At 61.4% G+C, this 17,592-nt stretch carries 16 protein-coding genes; 6 read left to right on the top strand and 10 right to left on the bottom strand.

Annotation, left to right across the window (positions count from 1 at the left end; translation table 11 throughout):
- Nucleotide 1: 1 nt before the first annotated feature.
- The 4 genes from AC1D0I_RS10020 to AC1D0I_RS10005 form a co-directional block, all read right to left on the bottom strand.
- Nucleotides 2-742, bottom strand: coding sequence for an RraA family protein (locus tag AC1D0I_RS10020; RefSeq protein WP_477394779.1), 741 nt, complete (start codon nt 740-742; stop codon nt 2-4).
- 122 nt (nt 743-864) lie between these two features.
- Nucleotides 865-1,740, bottom strand: a complete 876-nt coding sequence (locus tag AC1D0I_RS10015) for a carbohydrate ABC transporter permease (protein ID WP_477394765.1) — start codon at nt 1,738-1,740, stop codon at nt 865-867.
- The gene (locus AC1D0I_RS10010; protein WP_477394763.1) at nt 1,740-2,663 is read right to left on the bottom strand and encodes a carbohydrate ABC transporter permease; all 924 of its coding nucleotides are present in this window, start codon (nt 2,661-2,663) and stop codon (nt 1,740-1,742) included. Before AC1D0I_RS10010 ends, AC1D0I_RS10015 begins: the two co-directional genes overlap by 1 nt.
- Nucleotides 2,664-2,665: 2 nt before the next feature.
- On the bottom strand, nt 2,666-3,946 hold the full coding sequence (locus AC1D0I_RS10005; protein ID WP_477394761.1) for an ABC transporter substrate-binding protein: 1,281 nt from the start codon (nt 3,944-3,946) through the stop codon (nt 2,666-2,668).
- A 492-nt stretch (nt 3,947-4,438) separates the two neighbouring features.
- On the opposite strand from AC1D0I_RS10005, the gene AC1D0I_RS10000 reads away from it, so the two are divergent.
- Nucleotides 4,439-5,140, top strand: a complete 702-nt coding sequence (locus tag AC1D0I_RS10000; protein WP_477394760.1) for a FadR/GntR family transcriptional regulator — start codon at nt 4,439-4,441, stop codon at nt 5,138-5,140.
- 166 nt (nt 5,141-5,306) lie between these two features.
- Here AC1D0I_RS10000 and AC1D0I_RS09995 read toward each other — a convergent pair whose 3' ends face one another.
- Nucleotides 5,307-6,293: an aldo/keto reductase gene (locus AC1D0I_RS09995; protein ID WP_477394758.1), complete on the bottom strand. Its 987-nt coding sequence runs from the start codon at nt 6,291-6,293 to the stop codon at nt 5,307-5,309.
- A gap of 314 nt (nt 6,294-6,607) precedes the next feature.
- Between AC1D0I_RS09995 and AC1D0I_RS09990 the strand changes: the two genes are divergently transcribed.
- Nucleotides 6,608-7,765 (top strand): mandelate racemase/muconate lactonizing enzyme family protein, encoded by a 1,158-nt coding sequence (locus tag AC1D0I_RS09990; RefSeq protein ID WP_477394757.1) that lies wholly within the window; start codon nt 6,608-6,610, stop codon nt 7,763-7,765.
- Between the two features lie 89 nt (nt 7,766-7,854).
- The gene (locus AC1D0I_RS09985; RefSeq protein WP_477394755.1) at nt 7,855-8,751 is read left to right on the top strand and encodes an NAD-dependent epimerase/dehydratase family protein; all 897 of its coding nucleotides are present in this window, start codon (nt 7,855-7,857) and stop codon (nt 8,749-8,751) included.
- Nucleotides 8,752-8,816: 65 nt separating this feature from the next.
- Here AC1D0I_RS09985 and AC1D0I_RS09980 read toward each other — a convergent pair whose 3' ends face one another.
- The 5 genes from AC1D0I_RS09980 to AC1D0I_RS09960 all read right to left on the bottom strand — a co-directional run bounded on the left by AC1D0I_RS09980 (nt 8,817) and on the right by AC1D0I_RS09960 (nt 13,769).
- On the bottom strand, nt 8,817-9,410 hold the full coding sequence (locus AC1D0I_RS09980) for a DJ-1/PfpI family protein (protein WP_457154763.1): 594 nt from the start codon (nt 9,408-9,410) through the stop codon (nt 8,817-8,819).
- Between the two features lie 73 nt (nt 9,411-9,483).
- Nucleotides 9,484-10,434 carry a substrate-binding domain-containing protein gene (locus AC1D0I_RS09975; RefSeq protein ID WP_477394753.1) on the bottom strand — a complete coding sequence of 317 codons (951 nt, stop codon included), beginning with the start codon at nt 10,432-10,434 and terminating at the stop codon, nt 9,484-9,486.
- Between the two features lie 61 nt (nt 10,435-10,495).
- Nucleotides 10,496-11,488, bottom strand: coding sequence for an ABC transporter permease (locus AC1D0I_RS09970; RefSeq protein ID WP_095087570.1), 993 nt, complete (start codon nt 11,486-11,488; stop codon nt 10,496-10,498).
- Nucleotides 11,485-13,050, bottom strand: a complete 1,566-nt coding sequence (locus tag AC1D0I_RS09965) for a sugar ABC transporter ATP-binding protein (RefSeq protein ID WP_477394751.1) — start codon at nt 13,048-13,050, stop codon at nt 11,485-11,487. Before AC1D0I_RS09965 ends, AC1D0I_RS09970 begins: the two co-directional genes overlap by 4 nt.
- Nucleotides 13,051-13,070: 20 nt before the next feature.
- The gene (locus AC1D0I_RS09960) at nt 13,071-13,769 is read right to left on the bottom strand and encodes a GntR family transcriptional regulator (RefSeq protein WP_095087567.1); all 699 of its coding nucleotides are present in this window, start codon (nt 13,767-13,769) and stop codon (nt 13,071-13,073) included.
- 257 nt (nt 13,770-14,026) lie between these two features.
- Here AC1D0I_RS09960 and AC1D0I_RS09955 point away from each other — a divergent pair, with 257 nt between their 5' ends.
- The 3 genes from AC1D0I_RS09955 to AC1D0I_RS09945 are packed head-to-tail and all read left to right on the top strand — an operon-like array spanning nt 14,027 to nt 17,583.
- Nucleotides 14,027-15,274, top strand: a complete 1,248-nt coding sequence (locus tag AC1D0I_RS09955; RefSeq protein WP_477394749.1) for an iron-containing alcohol dehydrogenase — start codon at nt 14,027-14,029, stop codon at nt 15,272-15,274.
- A complete protein-coding gene (locus AC1D0I_RS09950; protein ID WP_477394747.1) occupies nt 15,271-16,758 on the top strand; it encodes an NAD-dependent succinate-semialdehyde dehydrogenase in 1,488 nt (495 codons plus the stop codon). The genes AC1D0I_RS09955 and AC1D0I_RS09950 overlap by 4 nt, the downstream gene beginning before the upstream one ends.
- 9 nt (nt 16,759-16,767) lie before the next feature.
- Nucleotides 16,768-17,583, top strand: a complete 816-nt coding sequence (locus tag AC1D0I_RS09945) for an alpha/beta hydrolase (RefSeq protein WP_477394745.1) — start codon at nt 16,768-16,770, stop codon at nt 17,581-17,583.
- Nucleotides 17,584-17,592 lie beyond the last annotated feature (9 nt).

The following is a 17,592-nucleotide window of genomic DNA, read 5'->3' as shown; positions in this document are numbered from 1 at the left end:
CTCATTTTCGCTGAGCGTGCCGCCATGCGCGGTATTCGGTCTCGCCCTCCGGGCTCAACGGGTAGTATTTCCGCAAATCCCCTCCTTCGGCCAAGCGCGCGCGGGTAAATTCTTCCCACTCGATATGCTCGCCGGCAAGCGCGACCAGCTTGGGCGCAAGTGCGATCGGCACGACGACGACGCCATCGTCGTCAGCCACTATGATGTCGCCGGGAATGACGAGCACATTCGCGCACGCGATGGGGACGTTGACGGCGAAGGGGACAATGTTGGTCTGGGCGTGGAAATTCGGCGTCGCCCCCTTCACCCAGATACCGATATCCAGGGCCGCGGCCTGGGCAGAATCGCGGATGCAGCCGTCGACGACCACCCCGGCCCCGCCGCGACCGGCGAAATAGGTGAGCATCATCTCGCCGAAGATGCCGCTGCCCAGATCGCCGCGCGCATCGACGACAACCATGTCGCCCGGCTGCGTGGGGTAGAGAACGTGACGGTGGAGCTGTCGCTCCGGGTCCTCATACTCTGTTTCGTTATAGAGATCTTCGCGCTTCGGCATGCATTGGAGCGTGAGAGCCGGGCCTGCCGCAGTGCGGCCGGACCTCAATGGCCTCGGGCCCCGGATGTGCGGATCACGAATTCCCATCTTATGATAGAGCTCACTGGCCAGTGTCGCCGAACCGATCGCTGCAAGCGCGTCGACCAATTGCCTCGGTGGCCGGGAAATGTCTGATATCGCCGGTATTTGATCCGCTTCCACTCGTCATCCTCTCTTAGCGCAGCACCACTTTTATCCCCCGCGTCGGTCTCACTTGCCAAACCAACTGTCGTCGAAAGCATCGAGCGCATTCCTTCCTTGCCCGCCGCTCAGCCACGGACCGCACCGGTGGTCAGGCCTTTGACCAACAGCCCTTGGGCAAACCAGACAAACACCAAAGTCGGGATGACCATGAGAACGCCGGCAGCTGACATGGCGCCCCAGTTGATGCCGAACTGCGAAACGAAATTGGTGAGCCCGACCGGCAGGGTCTGCGCGGACTTGCTCGACGTCAGGGTCAGTGCGAGCAGTAAATCGTTCCAGGTGAAAAGGAAGGTAATCACCGCACTGGCCCCGATGCCAGGCGCGATCAGCGGCGTGACAATCTGGACCAGCGTGCGCATTGTGCCGGCGCCGTCTGACTGGGCAGCTTCCTCGATCTCTCTCGGGACATCCTGGATGAAGCCCAGCAGAAGCCAGATGGCAACGGGCAGTTTGGCAGCCGTATGGGCGAGGATCAGCGCCCAGACCGAATCCAGGAGGCCGATTGCCGCGAACACGGCGAAGAGCGGGATGGCGAGCGCGATGACCGGGATCATCCGCATGATCAAGAGCAGGCCGAAGATCACCATGACGCCCGGCATCCTGAAGCGTGACAGCGCATAGGCGCAGGGGATGGCCAGCAAATGGACCAAAATGACGGTCACGAACGATACGATGACCGTGTTCCAGACATAATCCATGGTGTCATATTCGCGGAAAACCGACACGTATTGCGTCAACGTCGCGGTCACGGGAATGATGTGGACCGGCACGGAGAAGATGTCGGCCGAGCTGCGGATCGACGTCAGGAACAGCCACACCAACGGAAAAATGGTGAAGGCGATGGTCAGGATGAGAGCGAGGTAGCGTCCGGCAACGCCGGCTGTGAACCGGCGGCGGCGGCGTCTTGGCTTGCGATGGGTGCTCACGGCCGCAGTATCCATCAGATGGCCCTCCGCTTTGCGATCAGCCACGGCACTCCGTAGAGCAGGCCGAGCACGACCAGGGACATCCCCAGAGCAATGTAGGAAACCGCCGCCGCGTGCCCGAAATCCACGGCCTGGAATGCCAGCAGGTAGGCGTAGACGGTAAGCAGGTTGGAAGCGCCACCCGGCCCGCCCTGCGTCATCAGCCAGACGACGTCGAAGGTCCGGAACGTGTCTATGATACGCAGCATCAACGCGATCATGATGACCGGACGCATCAACGGCAGAACAATGTGCCAGAAGCGCTGCCACGGCCCGGCGCCGTCCACCGTCGCGGCTTCGAGCGGCTCCTGGGGCAAGGATTGCAGGCCGGCCAGGAACAGCAGCACCATCAGCGGCGTGTTCTGCCAGACATCGGCGATAATGACCGAGACCAGGGCCCAGGTCGGGTCACTGAGCCAGGGAATGCTGGGCAGGTTGAACATGCGCAGCAATGCATCAACAAGACCGTATTGCGTATTGAAAAGCCACCGAAAATTGAGGCCGACGACGGCAGGAGCGATCATCGGTGGCACCAACAGCAGCGTGCGGGCGAGCCGCATGCCCCGCAATTCTCCGTTGACCAGCACCGCGATCGCCATTCCGGCCACCACCTCGACCGTAATGGAGACGACGCTAAAGATGATCTGGTTTCGAAGGGCTTGGTTGAACTGCCGACCAAACAGCTCGTCTGTGTAGTTTCCTGTCCCGATGAACGGCGCGGAGCCGCTCAGATCCCACCGGAAGAAACTCATGAGGAACGAGTACCCCAGGGGATAGACGAAGATGGCGAGCATGACGACGAACGCCGGGCCGGCCAGAAGGTACCCCTTCTGCCAGGTGTAGGGCAGCGGCGAACGCCGCCGACGCCCCGACACCCGGCCGTGCGGGATGGACGACATCCTCAGTCGTAGGCTCCGGCCCGACGCATGGCGTCTTCCGCTTCCACGGCCGCCTGATTGAGCGAATCGCTTGGCGAAACCTGGTCGGTGAGCGCCTGTTCGATGGCCGAGAACATCAAGGTGCAGACTTTTGAGAAGCCAGGCAGCTTGGGCCATTCCTTGCCGTTCGCGATCGTCGTCTCTAGCTGCTGCAGCCATGCGGCCTGCGGGCCTTTCGCCGCCGCGATCACCTCCTTGGCGATCGCCTGACTGCTGGGGAAGTTGGTGAACTCGTCGAACTGCAGGCGCTGCGCCTCAGGGCCGACCGTATACTTGATGAACTCGACCGCGGGATCCTTGCGCCCCGACTGGCCGTTGAGGGCCATGGCGTGCGAGATGGCGCAGGAAATTGCCGCTTTGTCCCGCACATAGGGCGCGCTCGACCACTTGCCGACAACGCGGGAGGTGTCCGGATTGGAGAGAGTGGCGAAAGCGCCCGGCCAGTCAAAATTGGCGTAGACCGTTCCAGACGAGAATTCAGTCGAATTTTCGTTCCACTGATAGCCGACGGCATCCGGGGGGACGATTTTGTGTTTCTGGACGAGGTCACGGTAGAATGTGAGGGCCTTGATCCCGGCTTCGGAATTGAAGGCCGGTTTGTTGGCCTGATCGACCCAATCCCCGCCGGCCTGCCACAGGAGATCGCTGAAGGTACGCTGGGCCGGATCGCCCTGCCCCGGGACAACCAACCCGTAATGGCCATTGCCGGTGAGTTTCAGGCCGACGTCGACGAGTTCTTCCCAGGTCTCGGCCGGCTTCAGGCCTTTCTCCTGGTAGATGTCGCTGCGGTAATATTGAACGCGCGCATCCATGTTGCGCGGAATAGCCGCCAGATTGCYGTTTTTGGGATCGCGCAGATATTTGACAGCGACCGGATAGAAATCCGCCAATTCGGACTCGCTGAAATAGCTGTTCAGCGGCGCAAAATGGCTGAAGTAGGAGTCAATCTGCGCCGTGTGGGTGCTGTAGACGTCATATTGGCTCGATCGCGCGGCGCTCAACGTGACGACCTTCGATGTCAGCGGCGTGAATTCCAGCAGATCATAGCGGACCTTGACGCCGGTCTTCGCCGTGAAATCCTGGACAATCTTCTCCCAATATTTGGGATAGAGCGGGCCGCCCGTGATCAGCAGCGCCGTAATCTCGTTGGCCTGCGCCCTGGCGATCCATGGCGCGGCGAGCGATCCTGCCGCCACCGTGGCGCCAGCCACCAGGAATTTGCGTCTCGATAAGTTTCCGGACATCACAATTTCCTCCTTGATCATGATTGGTCGGCCCTTTGGGTCGAGCGACGACGTTCAGCATTCCCGTCAAAGTCCGCGGCGGCTTGCTCCTCCCGCCAGGAGACTGTCTGGATCACTCCCGTGCAGACACCACCTTTGCCGTGCAGTGGGCCTATGGCCCTCGCCGGCTTCTGGCGGAGATTCTGTCATTCTCTTGTCGGTCTTCCGGTGTTCCGTTTGTTCCGGCGCGCTTTGCTACGCGCATACATTTCTCCTCACGGAAACCAGGCGACCCTTGCGAGCCCGCTGGACGATTGAGCAACGATGGCCGCCGCGTTCAGCGACAGTATATCGATCCTCATCTCGGGTGGCGAACGCCGGGGTTGGATATCTCCAACGTCCAATCCTCCCTTCCCGCGGCACGAGTTATAGGCTAGTGAGCATTTTTATGACATAGTTGACTGCATATCTAGCCATCTGCCTATAAGCTTATCAGACAAGTGGATGTTAGTGATGGATGCCATGGAGGTCAAGCTTCAAACTTTGCCCAAGCAGGTGGCAGGCGTGCTCGCGCGTCGCATCGCCACCGACGGTGTTTCCGGGGGCCAAGGACCGTCGGAGCAACAGATCCTGCAAGAATTCGGGGTATCGCGCGCGGTGGCACGCGAGGCGTTGAAGATTCTGGCTTCCCTCGACATGATCGAGATCGCACAGGGACGGCGCGTGGTGCTGCGTCCGGCCGAGGAATGGGACTATCTCAGTCCATTGCTCATCGACTGGCTGCCGCCCGAGCAGATCCGGCAACTGCTGGCGGAAGCACACGCGACGCGAATTATCATCGAACCTGCCATCGCCGCCATCGCTGCCAAGCATATGACGAAGGAAAACCTTGAGCGTCTTGGCATACTGCTGGCAGCCATGTCCGCGACCGAGGACAATCCGGATGCCTATCTGAAGCTAGACCTCGACTTCCACATGGAGATTTGCCGGTCTACCCAAAACAGGATCCTCGACCGCTTCATGTACTCGTCGCGATGGTGGCAGGCGGCGAGCCGGCGCGTCAGCAATCAGATGCCTCATGCCCTGTCCTTCGCGACGGAAGATCACAGGGCAATCTATGAGGCACTCGTTGCGCGCGACGCAAAACGTGCGGAAGAAGCGATGCGCCGGCACCTGAAGGCAACCACCGCCGTCGGGTTACCGTATAAGGATTAGCCATTTGACCACCCCTGGTGCGGCGCGGCCAGCAAACGCACTGGCCGCGCCGTGGCGTGTTGGGAGGACACGGCCGGATTCAATGCATGTCGCCCAGAACTGGCCCCGGTCTTGGGGCAACGACATGCAAAAGCGCATCGCCTGAATCCTTTCAACGCGGCGCGCTTTAAGCCCTTTTCGCTTCCCGCTCCTGGCGCTGCCGGGCGCGAAAACCAAACATATCGCCCTTGTCCTTGATTTCCGCCCAGATAGGCGTGGTATGCTTGTCGATGGCGGCGACGTCCGCGTCGGAAATCGTCCAGCCTACGCTCTCGATGTTTTCCTCAAGTTCCCTGACAGTACGCGCGCCGACCAGCGGCGAACTCACGCCTGGCCTGCTGGTAAGCCACTGGATCGCAAGCTGTGGCACCGTCTTGCCGTAGTTGGCCGCAATCGGTTTGAGGGCGTCGACAGCGGCGACGGCTCGCTCGTAGGTGCCCGGCTGGAACAGCACGGTGGTGCGCCGCTCGTCTCCCTCGACGAACTTGGTATCCGGCGAGAGCAGGCCGGTAAGCAGCCCCTGGGCAAGACCACTGTAGGGCATGACGCCGATATTGTGCTTGCGGCAATAGGGCAGAGTTTCCGCCTCAACCTCGCGCCACAGCATGTTGTAGGGAGGCTGGAGCACGTCGATGACGCCATACTGGCGTGCGCTGTTCATTTCAGCAGTGCTGAAATTGGAAACGCCGACCGCCTTGATCCGCCCGGATGACCGCAGCTGTTCCATCATTTCCATGGTCGGGCCAATCGGGAAGTCCGCGTTCGGCCAGTGGACGAAATAGATGTCCACATAGTCCGTCTGCATCCGTCTCAGCGAGCCGTCGAGCGCCGCCTCGAGCGCCGCGGGTTCGAGATGGTTCGGGGCAACCTTGGTCGCGATCACCGCTTTTTCCCGGTTGCCGGCGAGCGCCTTGYCGACAACCTGCTCGGCATGGCCATGCCCATAGGCTTCGGCCGTATCGATCAAGGTAATGCCGAGTTCCATGGCGCGTTGAATCACCCGTATCGATTCCTTGTCATTGGCCGCGCCCCAGAACGCGCCCGACATACCCCAGGTACCCAGGCCAATCTTGGATACCTTGACCGACGACGATCCTAACTGTCGCTGTTGCATTTGCTCCTCCTGATCGGCGGCATGCCCGTCTTGGCACGTCGCCCAGTTTGCCTCGACATTTATAGACTTATATGCTCGTCTGACAAGTAAATCGTGACCTGCCCCTTATTTTTGATCGGAGATAGAAATTTCCACCATCCGGGCCGTTAAACCGTCCTGCGCCGGCGCAACAGCCAAAAACACATTCGGCAAAACGGTCGGAAAAAGGGGTTTACGTTTCATCTTCTCTTCTTATATGCTCATCGGACAAGTTGAKGCCTTACCCGCAAGGTGAGTGCACAGGTATGGGGTGAGCCACCCCGGGAGGAGCTTCGATGAAGATCGTGGACATCAAGACGGCGGTCGTCGCCTATCACGGCAAGGCGACCCTGATCCGTATCGATACCGACGCCGGTATCTCCGGCTATGGCGAGGCAAATCCCGACGCGGGCGCGGCCGCGATCGTCGGACTTATTTCGGAATTGAAGTCGGAACTCATTGGTGAGGATCCCCGCAACGTCGAATATTGCTGGGACAAGATCCGTCGCGACCATGTCTTTTCCGGTGCGCAGGCCGGCGTCTTTCTCATCGCGCTGACCGGGCTTGAAATGGCGCTGTGGGACGTGGCGGCGAAGGCGGCGGGGCAGCCGCTCTATCGCATGTTCGGCGGCAAGTTCCGCGACCGGATAAGGCTTTATGCCGATTGCGGCCACGGCGATGACGAAGCGGGATCGCCGCAGGGGTGCGCAACGCGCGCCCGCCGCATGGTGGCCGAGGGCTTCACGGCCGTGAAATTCGACATCGACAACGTGCGTCATCCGGCAAAGTTCGATGCGGTGAACCACACCATCAACGGCGCCGAGCTCCGCTCAATGGTGGAGCGCGTTGCGGCGGTGCGCGACGCGATCGGTCCTGACGTAGACCTCTGCATCGACCTGCACGCGCGCTATGACGTACTCAGCGCCAGCCGCATCGCGTCGGAGATGGAGCGGTTCAACCTTCTGTGGCTGGAAGAGCCAATTCCGGCTGAGAACGTCGAGGCCCTGAAACAGATCCGCATGCGAACCAAGACGCCAATCTGCGTCGGCGAAAATCTTTATCTGCGCTGGGGTTTCCGGGAGCTGTTCCAGAATTACGGCGCCGACGTCATCATGCCCGACGTGCCGAAATGCGGCGGCCTTGCCGAAAGCCGCAAGATCGCGAATCTCGCTGAAATGTACTACGTGCCATTCGCACCGCATCTTGTGTCGACACCGCTGGGCACGATGGCGACATGCCATGTGTGCGCGAGCGTGCCGAACTTCCTCGTGCTGGAGTGGCATGCCCTCGAAGAGCGGGAAGCGTGGGATGGTTATGTGCGCCTGCCGGATGGCGCCAAGTCGATCGTCGAGGATGGCCACATCGTCATACCCGACACGCCCGGCATCGGTGTCGAGCTCAACATGGACGGCGTGCACAAATACGCCGTGCCTGGCTTCGGCATCTTTGAATAGGCGCTGACCGGACAACATGCGGCTAAGCGGAAGTGCGTTTTGGCCACGTTTCTGCCGCTCGACGAAATGAGGTCCGTTGGGAGGAAACCATGGGCAAGCGGATCGTTTTCACCGGTGGCAGCGGCAAGATCGGCCGCCACGTCATACCCTATCTGCTCGAACGTGGGCATCAGGTTCTGAACCTCGACCTGGCACCTCTCGATGTGCCTGGGGTGGAGACTGTGATCACCAACCTTGCGGATGCCGGCGAGACCTATAATGCGCTGACGCTGCATTTCGGCTTCAAGGAATATTTCGGCGGAAAGGGCCGCGGCCCGGTCGACGCCGTGGTCCATTTCGCGGCGATCCCGCGGATATTCCTGCGGCCGGACAACGCCATGTTCGCCGCCAATGTGCAGTCGACCTACAATGTGATCGAGGCCGCCACCAAACTCGGCATTCGCAAGATCGTCACAGCTTCCAGCGAAACGGTCTATGGCGTGTGCTTTGCCGAAGGCGAACGCGACTTCACATCGTTTCCGGTGGAAGAGGACTACGACACCGATCCGACGGACAGCTATGGCCTTTCAAAAGTCCTGGGCGAGAAGATCGCGCGCTCCTTCGCTACCCGCACAGGGAGCGATATCTACGCTCTGAGGATCGGCGGCGTTGTCGAACCGCAGGACTACGCCCGGTTTCCGGAGTTCCTGGCCGAGCCCTCAAAGCGGCAGCGCGACGGCTGGACCTATATGGACGCGCGCGACCTGGGCCAGATCGTGCATTTGTGCATCGAGAAGGACGGTTTGGGGTTCCAGGTATTCAACGCCGTTAACGACAACATCGTCTCGGACACACCAACGGCAGAGTTTCTCAAGAAGCACGCGCCCGACACGCCGATTACGCGCTCCATGGGCGTGTTCGAGGGGCCAATCTCAAATCGAAAGCTGCGCGAGGTCCTGGGGTTCAAGCAGGAACATGATTGGCGAACGCGCCCGGCGGGTTCATGACCGCCCACGACGTGGCCCATCGAGGGAACCGACGCATCCCCTTGAGAATGCGTCGGGCCAAAGGCTCACGTGTGGCGTATTTCCGTTCCCAGCACTTTCAGGCATTCGCGGATGAAGGCTGCAAGCGCCGTCCAACCTTTGGCCGACACCATCGTCCCATCCACATAGGCATCGGTCGGTGACAGATCGATGTAGGTGCCGCCAGCAAGCGTCACCTCCGGCTCGCAGGCCCCTAGAGCGCCGACCTTCTTGCCACGGACGACGCCGTCCACGGCAACCAGGATCTGGACGCCGTGGCAGATCGTAAATATCGGCTTCTTCGCCTCGTGGAAGTGGCGCACCATCGCCTGCACGCGCTTGTCGGTGCGGATGTATTCCGGTCCGCGTCCGCCGGCGCAGTAGACCGCATGATATTGGTCAAGCTGCTTCTCGGCCTCGGAAAAAGTCTTGTTGATCAGTGCGTTGTGACCGGGTTTTTCCGTGTAGGTCTGGTCGCCTTCGAAGTCGTGYAGCGACGTCTTGATCAAGTCGCCGGCGTTTTTGTCGGGGCAGACGACATGAACAGTGTGGCCGACGGCCTCCATCGCCTGCTGGTAGACGAAGATTTCATATTCCTCGGTGAACTCACCTGTCAGCATCAGGATTTTTTTGCCTGGCATGGCTCTTTCCTCTCGGTGTTTGTGATGGGCAAGGCGCATCCCGCGTCTTGCCCCTCAGGGCTCGAAGTCGGGATCAGAACGGGGAATCGGGGAAGTAGTATTCCTTGGCGTTGGCCTGGGTGATCAGCGGTGCGTCAAGCTTGACCGTACCGCGGACCGGCGCCTGGCCAATCAGATTGGCGACGGTCATGTAGATTGCCGTCTTGATCATCGACGGCGGGTATGGCGTCTCGACCGGCGTCATTGCATCGCCGTCGATCACTTTCTTGACGATATCCTTCATGCCGTTGCCGCCGAGCGCCACCTTGATGTCCGTCCGGCCCGACTGCTTCACGGCCTCCAGCACGCCGAGCAGCATGTCGTCATCGTTGGCCCAGACCGCGTCGATATGCGGATACTTGGCCAGGTAGTCCTGCATGAGCTTGAAGGCTTCATCGCTGTTCCAATGGGCATACTGAATGTCGAGCACCTTCAGGCCGGTGCCCTTGATCGTATCCTCGAAGCCCTTGATACGCTCGTCGTCGATGACGGTCGGAATGCCGCGCAGCACGACGAGGTCACCCTTGCCGCCCAGCTTGTCGATCATGAACTTCGCTGTGTTGGTGCCCACCGCGATATTGTCGCCGGCAAGGTAGAGGTCCTGGATCGAGGCATCGGTCAGCCCCCGATCGACGACGGTGATGAACGTTCCCATGTCCTTGATGGCCTTGACCGGCTGGGTCAGTTCCTCGGACGTGTATGGCAGGATGACCAGGGCATCGAGCTTGCGGCTGGCGGACAAATCCTCAAGCGCGCTCACCTGCTCGGCCGCCGAAGGCGAGGTCTTGACGACCACCTCGACATCGGGAAACGCCGCGTTGATTTCCTTGGCGGCAGCCTGTGCGTGGTACACGATTCCAGCCGTCCAGCCATGATCCGCCGCTGGGATCGAGACCGCCACCACCTTCTTGTCGGCTGCAAGCGCCTGGCCGGCCAACAACAGCGCGCCAGCTGCCGCGGCCGCGACCCATTTTCTACTAAACATCAACTACCTCCCAGAGATATGGACCAGACAACACAAGGCACCCGTCGGGTCCGAGGACGGGTTATTTCGAAAACCGCTGCACGAGCATGGCGATGATGATGATGACGCCCTGCACTGCGGCGACCAGGTATTCGGAGACGAAATCGGACAGCACCATCAGGTTGGCGATGAGCTCGAGGATCACGGCACCTGCGACCGTCCCCCAAATGTGGCCCTTGCCACCGCGAAGAGCGGTGCCGCCGATGACCACGGCGGTTATCACCTGCAGCTCCCACAGCACTCCGGTGGTCGGGGTCGCCGCTCCAAGCCGTGGCACGTAACAGATGGCGGCGACGGCGACACACACGCCCTGGATGACGAAGGCGATGGTGCGCGTCTTGATGACCGAGATGCCCGAATAGCGGGCGACGTCCTCATTGGCGCCGACAGCCGCGCATTTGCGGCCGTATTTGGTCTTGTAGAGTACGAAGGCGCCGATCGATGCCACAACGGCCGAAATCAGGATCGGAACAGGAATGCCGGCGAGGGTGCCGAAATAGACCGGCCTGTAGGCCTCCCGCAGCGATCGATCGATGGGGATCGTGCCGCCATTCGTCATATAGGTGATCAGTGCCCGAAAAATGCCCATCGTGCCGAGCGTGGCAATGAACGGCTCGATCCTCCCGACGGTGACGATCAGACCGTTCGCCAGTCCGCATAGCAGACCTGCAGCGACCGCCATCGCCATGCCCGCGGGGATTGCCCACAGACCGAGGCTCGGCGCCATCATGTTCATGAACATGATCGTAATGCCCGCGATGAAGGCGACCATCGAACCGACGGAGAGGTCGAGGCCGCCGGAGGAAATCACGAACGTCGCGCCAACGGCGATGATCGCGACGTAGGCGCTGCGCGTGACGACGTTGCCGAGATTGGTCGCCGAGAGGAAATCCGGATTGACCAGAAACCCGATGACCAGCAGTGCAACGAGCGCGAGGAAGGGTCCGGCATCGGCCCATGAGACATGGTATTGTCGTTCGGTGCGGGCTGGCGTGGAACTTGTCAGTGCGGTCACGGTTTTCCTCCGGGGGCAACGTCGTGACCCCTCTCGCTGGTCGCAAGCAGCGCGATGTTGCTCTCGGTCATCGCCACACCCGATACCTCGCCGCTGATCCTGCCCTCGCGCATCACCAGGATGCGATCGCAGATGCCGACCAACTCCTGCATCTCCGAGGAGATGACGACGCAGGCTTTGCCCTGGTCGACCAATTCCTGGATGACGGCGTAGATCTGGGCCTTGTTGGCGATATCGATGCCGCGCGTCGGCTCGTCGATGACGACGACTGAAGGTTCGGTCAGCAGGACCTTGGCCAGAAGCAGCTTCTGCTGATTGCCGCCTGAAAGCTGTCCGGCTTTGACATTCAGGCTCTTCACCCGGATGTCGTAGCTGGAAACGGCTTGCGCCAGCGCCTGCGCCTCGGAGCGCCGTCGAACCATGAGACCGGGATGAAAGCGGGCAAGCGCGGATAGAGTGAGGTTCGGCGCCAACTCTTCCTGCAGGAGCAGACCCTTGCCCTTGCGGTCCTCCGTCAGGTAGCCGATGCCGGCATCCATGGCTTCCCGCTGCGAACGAATATGCACTGGGGAACCGTTCAGCTCGATGGCCGCATTCGCCGGCCGCAAACCCAGGATGCCTTCGAAGAGCTCGGTCCGCCCTGCCCCGATCATCCCGGCAAAGCCGAGGATCTCGCCCTTGTGAACGGTGAAGGACACGTCCTGGACGTAGCCGGGCACCCTTGCGTTCCGCACGCTCAGCATTGGCTGGTTCGTCCGCACTGCGCGCTTCTGCGGATAGAGCGCGGCGAGATCACGGCCCACCATGAGCCGCGCCATGTCGAACTGGCTCAATGAATGCCCCGGGTAGGTGCCCACCATCTTGCCGTCACGCAAGACAGTCACCTTGTCTGCCAGCCGCTGAACCTCGTCGAGGCGGTGGCTGATATAGAGGACGGCAATGCCGCGCGACTTGAGGCCAAAGATGATGGCAAGCAGGCGCTCGACTTCCTCCCCGGTCAGCACCGCTGTCGGTTCGTCAAAGATGACGAGGCGATGCTCGTCGAGCAAAGCACGGGCGATCTGGACGAGCTGGCGGTCGGCCAGTGAGATGTCTCGCACCAATGCGGTTGGCGACACCGCGCAGCCGATCTCAGCCAGTTTCGCCACCGCGATACGACGCATGCCCTTGTCGTCGACAAGGCCGCCCCTCGTGAGTTCTCGGCCGAGGAAAAGGTTGTCGGTAACGGTGAGTGCTTCGGCCAGCAGGATTTCCTGGTGAACGAGCGCAATGCCGGCTACCTGAGCCTGATCAGGCTTGGTGAAGCGCACCCGATTTCCGGCCATGGACAGCATGCCCTGGGTCGGCTCGATGTAGCCGGACAGCAGTCGCATGAACGTCGACTTGCCCGCGCCGTTCTCCCCGATGATCGCGTGGATCTCGCCTGGCAAGATATCCAGCGTCACATCCGACAGTACTGTGACCGGGCCGTATTTCCTTGAAAGGCCCTCGGCGCGCAGCACTGGTTCAGCTTGCCGTTCAGGCCGCGCCGGCAAGGTGCCGGTATCTGTCTCAAATCGCATGGCAAGGGACATCGCAACGGCTACTCGAACGCAGGCAAGAGCCGGTCCCGGGAATTCTCAATGTGCACACGCATCGCTTTTTCGGCGGCGTCCGGGTCACCCGCGGAAAAGGCGGCGAGAATTGCCTCGTGCTCGTCGAGCGCCTCTTCGGTCACTCGCGAGTGGTACATCAGGCGGAAGATGTGGAAATGGGTATGCTGGTGATTCAGGGTCTCGCGAATGAGCTCGTTCTGAGCGAACTCCACGATCTTGTCATGGAAGATAGCATCCTGGCGGGCGAAGTTCGAATAGCGCAGGCGTTCATCCTTCCCCACACGCCGGGCCATGACGCCTGCGGCCTCCTGCAGCACGGCTAGACGCTCGTCGTCGAGCGTTGCRGTGGCTTTGGCTGCCGCAGCGGGCTCGAGCAGAAGACGCAGCTCATAGAGCTCGTCAAAGCGGCGGCGGGTGATCTGCGGTGCGGCCCGAAAGCCGATCAGGTGGGTCTTGACCACCAGCCCCTCGCCTTCCAGCCGGCCAAGCGCTTCGCGAATAGGAGTATGCGAGACGTTGAATTCCTTGACGAGGTTATCGACGGTGATGCGCGAACCAGGAGCAATCCGCAGCGACATCAATTGCCCGAAGATCGCCTCGTACACGTCGCCAGCCAGGCTGTTGGCACGCTGAATGCGGCCGCTCAGGCGGGCTTCATTGTCAACCGTCAGGTCGGGGTTCTGCATGGTTTTACCTCTTGACAGGAGCACCCACTAACATGATGCTCCGGCCAATTCAATACTATATCCTATACGATTTTATAGGGGATATCCGTGAAACCAACACAAGGCGCCGCGAGAACAGATCTCGCGCTCCCAGGCATCGTCCCCGGTTTCGGGGCGTCCGGCAGGCGCGCTCGCGCTTTGAACGACGACTTCGAGATCGGGGCCGGCCTCTGCCCCAATTCACTCAGTTTTCAGCCTCTCTTCGAAGGATTCTGTCCATGACGTTGTTCGCAGCCGTGCGCCTGCCGCGCGAGATCCTGTTCGGCAAAGGCCAGCGCCATGTGCTGCCCGCCGTTGCCGCCAGGTATGGACGTCGTGCGTTCGTCTGCACTGATGAGCGTTTCGCCACGACAGCTGAGTTCGCCGAGATTCTTGCCGGCCTGCGCGAAGCCGCGGTGGAGACGCTGGTCTACGATCGAACGCTGCCGGATGTGCCCCGCGATAGCGTCGCCGCCTGCGTTGCGGAGGCGATGGACTACAAGCCGGACATGGTCATCGGGATCGGCGGCGGCAGCTGCCTCGACATGGCAAAATGCGCCGCGCTTTTGCTTAGCCATGGCGGCAGGCTTCAGGACTACTATGGCGAGTTCAAGGTGCCGGGCCCAACCCTTCCCGTGATCGCTGTGCCGACAACGGCTGGCACCGGCTCGGAGGTAACCCCCGTTGCCGTGATATCCGATCCGGAGCGAACGCTGAAAGTCGGCATCTCGAGTCCTCATCTCATTGCCGCGGTGGCACTCTGCGATCCGGATCTCACGGCCACATGTCCACCTTCCCTGACGGCGATCGCCGGTGCCGACGCGCTGACGCATGCAATCGAAGCCTTCACAGCGGCCAAGCGCGGCACTGATCCAAATTTGCCGCAACAGCATGTGTTCGTCGGGAAGAGCGCTCTGACCGACCATTTCGCGCTTCTGGCCATCAGATTGCTGGGCCGTAGCCTGGAAAAGGCATATCGCGACGGATCGGACGAAAATGCACGCGCCGACGTCATGATGGGGGCGCTGGCCGCAGGCTGCGCGTTCGGCACGGCTGGAACGGCTGCCGCTCATGCGGTGCAGTATCCAGTCGGCGCGATCACCCACACGCCGCATGGGCTCGGCGTTGCCACCATGATGCCTTATGTGATGACATACAATCTTGCGGCAGCGTCTACGGAGATCGCTGAAGTCGGCACCGCCCTCGGCCTGTCCGATCGGAGCAGCAGCGGACCTGATGCGCTGGCGCTTGCCACCATAGGCGAGGTGAGCCGGCTGTTCGGTGCCATCGGCATCACGCCGACATTGGCTGAACTTGGTCTTCCGGAGGACAGGATCGACTGGACGGCCGAGCAGGCGCTCGGCATCGACCGGCTGATCAAGAACAATCCCCGCCCCTTCGACCTCACCGCGATGCGACGACTGATCAGAGCCGCTTACGACGGCGATATGTCTGCAGCCACGATGCGACAGGAGCTGGTCCAATGAACATTTCCGCAGACATATTCGACGAGGATGAAAGTATGTCCGACTACGCCACGTTTTCGCACGGTCTCTACATTGGTGGCCGCTGGCAGCCCTCGTCGGATGGCCGCGTGATCGAAGTGATCGATCCATCGACCGAGGCGGTGATCGCGGCGGTTCCCGACGCCACGCTCGCCGATGCTGCCCTCGCCGTCGACGCGGCTGCGGAGGCAGCGGCCGGTTGGCGTGAAACCCCGCCACGCAGGCGGTCGGAAATCCTGCGGCGTTGCTTCGAACTGATGACCGAACGGGCAGACACGCTGGCTGCGCTGATCTCGCTGGAAAACGGCAAGGCGCTGCGCGATGCGCGCGGCGAAGTCGCCTACGCGGCGGAGTTTTTTCGCTGGAACGCCGAGGAGGCTGTTCGCATCAGCGGCGAGTTCGGTCTCGCCCCCTCGGGCGCGAACCGGATCGTCGTCGACTATCAGCCCATCGGCATTTGCGTGCTTATCACGCCATGGAATTTCCCCGCCGCCATGGCGACACGCAAGATCGCGCCGGCGCTCGCGGCAGGCTGCACCGTTATCTTGAAGCCCGCCAGTGAGACGCCGCTGACGGCCTACGCGCTTGCAGCCCTCTATGAGGAAGCAGGCGTACCGCCTGGCGTCGTCAACGTCCTGACGACCTCAAGCCCCGGTCCGGTGACGGCCGCCATGCTTGCCGACCCAAGAGTAAGAAAACTGTCATTCACCGGCTCGACAGGCATCGGCCGCGTGCTCCTGGCCGAAGCTGCAAAACACGTCATCTCCTGTTCGATGGAACTTGGCGGCAACGCACCGTTCGTTGTGTTCGACGACGCCGACCTGGAGGCAGCGCTCGACGGTGCGATGGTTGCCAAGATGCGCAATGCCGGCGAAGCCTGCACCGCCGCCAACCGGCTTTACGTCCAGGCCGGCATCCATGATGCCTTCGCCGATGGATTGCGCAAACGCATGGCAGCCCTCCAAGTAGGCCCTGGCACAGACTCGGAAACCGAGTGCGGCCCGATGATCACCAGGAAGGCCGTGGACAAGATCGATCGGCTCGTCCAGGACGCAGTTGCCCGTGGCGCCAAGGTTCTGTGCGGAGGGACGATCACCGAAGGCAAGGGCTACTTCTACCCGCCGACAGTGCTTCGCGACGTGTCCCCTGACGCCGTCATGGCCCATGAGGAGATATTCGGTCCGGTGGCTCCGCTTCTGCGCTTCGACAGCGAGGCGGAAGTGATCGCAAAGGCCAACGACACCGAATACGGTCTCGCCGCCTACATCTACACGCGCGACCTGGCCAGGGGGATGCGTGTGGCATCGAAGATCGAGTCGGGCATGATCGCCCTGAACCGCGGCCTGATGTCGGATCCTGCGGCGCCCTTTGGCGGGGTCAAGCAGAGCGGACTGGGCCGCGAAGGTGGGCAGAAGCACGGCGTTGCCGAGTTCATGGAGGCGAAGTACATCGCCGTGACCATCTGAGCAGACACGATGCAAAAAGATCCGTTCCGCATTCGTGATCACGTGGCCGAGTTCGACGCCATCGTCGCCGAGATTGTTCGCCGCAGCACACAAAGCAGGGCGAGCATACCCATGGTCGCCGACGTAGCCTATGGACCTGATGCAACTGAAACCGTTGATCTGTTCTTCCCGAAAGGCAAACGCGAGCGCCTGCCGGTGCACATGTTCATCCACGGTGGCTACTGGAGGATGTTCTCCAAACGCGACTATTCCTATGTCGCCGAGACCGTTACCTCTGCAGGTGCGATCGCGGTCATTGTCGACTACGCCCTCATGCCCGCCGTTAGAATGGCGGCGATCGTGGACCAGGTACGCCGCGCCAGACAGTGGGTAGCCGACCACATCGCGGACTATGGGGGCGATCCCGGCCGGTTGACCGTTAGCGGTCATTCAGCCGGAGCGCATCTGGCAACGATGCTTTTTGACGACGATAGCCGGCCATCCGGCATAAGAGCCGCACTGCTGCTTGGCGGCCTCTATGACCTGAAGCCATTGCAGACCTCATTCCTTGCCGGCGAAATTGCGATCACAGACGAAGAGGTCCGCCTGTTCTCGCCAATCAGCAAAACCTGCGATCCATCAGTGGCTGTCGAAATCTCGGTCGGAGCCGACGAAACGCCTCCCTTCCACGGCCAGGCCGCAATCTATGCGGACCACCTGGAGCAACAAGGGCTGGATGTTTCACGCACGATCCTTGCAGCGGCCAACCACATGAGCAGCGTCCGCGACCTTGGCTTGGCCGGCACCAATGCCGCGTCGCTGCTGGCCCGCCTCGTGGCAGCCTGAAACCCCGGT

This window comes from Mesorhizobium sp. P2_D1, assembly GCF_056404455.1.
This window is presented reverse-complemented; position numbering and strand designations above follow the sequence as displayed.

Bases quoted from the DNA above. Each gene is read 5' to 3' on its own strand.
- AC1D0I_RS10015 (WP_477394765.1), bottom strand. From the start codon at position 1,740: ATGGATACTGCGGCCGTGAGCACCCATCGCAAGCCAAGACGCCGCCGC.
- AC1D0I_RS10010 (WP_477394763.1), bottom strand. From the start codon at position 2,663: ATGTCGTCCATCCCGCACGGCCGGGTGTCGGGGCGTCGGCGGCGTTCG.
- AC1D0I_RS10000 (WP_477394760.1), top strand. From the start codon at position 4,439: ATGGATGCCATGGAGGTCAAGCTTCAAACTTTGCCCAAGCAGGTGGCA.
- AC1D0I_RS09990 (WP_477394757.1), top strand. From the start codon at position 6,608: ATGAAGATCGTGGACATCAAGACGGCGGTCGTCGCCTATCACGGCAAG.
- AC1D0I_RS09985 (WP_477394755.1), top strand. From the start codon at position 7,855: ATGGGCAAGCGGATCGTTTTCACCGGTGGCAGCGGCAAGATCGGCCGC.
- AC1D0I_RS09975 (WP_477394753.1), bottom strand. From the start codon at position 10,434: ATGTTTAGTAGAAAATGGGTCGCGGCCGCGGCAGCTGGCGCGCTGTTG.
- AC1D0I_RS09965 (WP_477394751.1), bottom strand. From the start codon at position 13,050: ATGCGATTTGAGACAGATACCGGCACCTTGCCGGCGCGGCCTGAACGG.
- AC1D0I_RS09955 (WP_477394749.1), top strand. From the start codon at position 14,027: ATGACGTTGTTCGCAGCCGTGCGCCTGCCGCGCGAGATCCTGTTCGGC.
- AC1D0I_RS09950 (WP_477394747.1), top strand. From the start codon at position 15,271: ATGAACATTTCCGCAGACATATTCGACGAGGATGAAAGTATGTCCGAC.
- AC1D0I_RS09945 (WP_477394745.1), top strand. From the start codon at position 16,768: ATGCAAAAAGATCCGTTCCGCATTCGTGATCACGTGGCCGAGTTCGAC.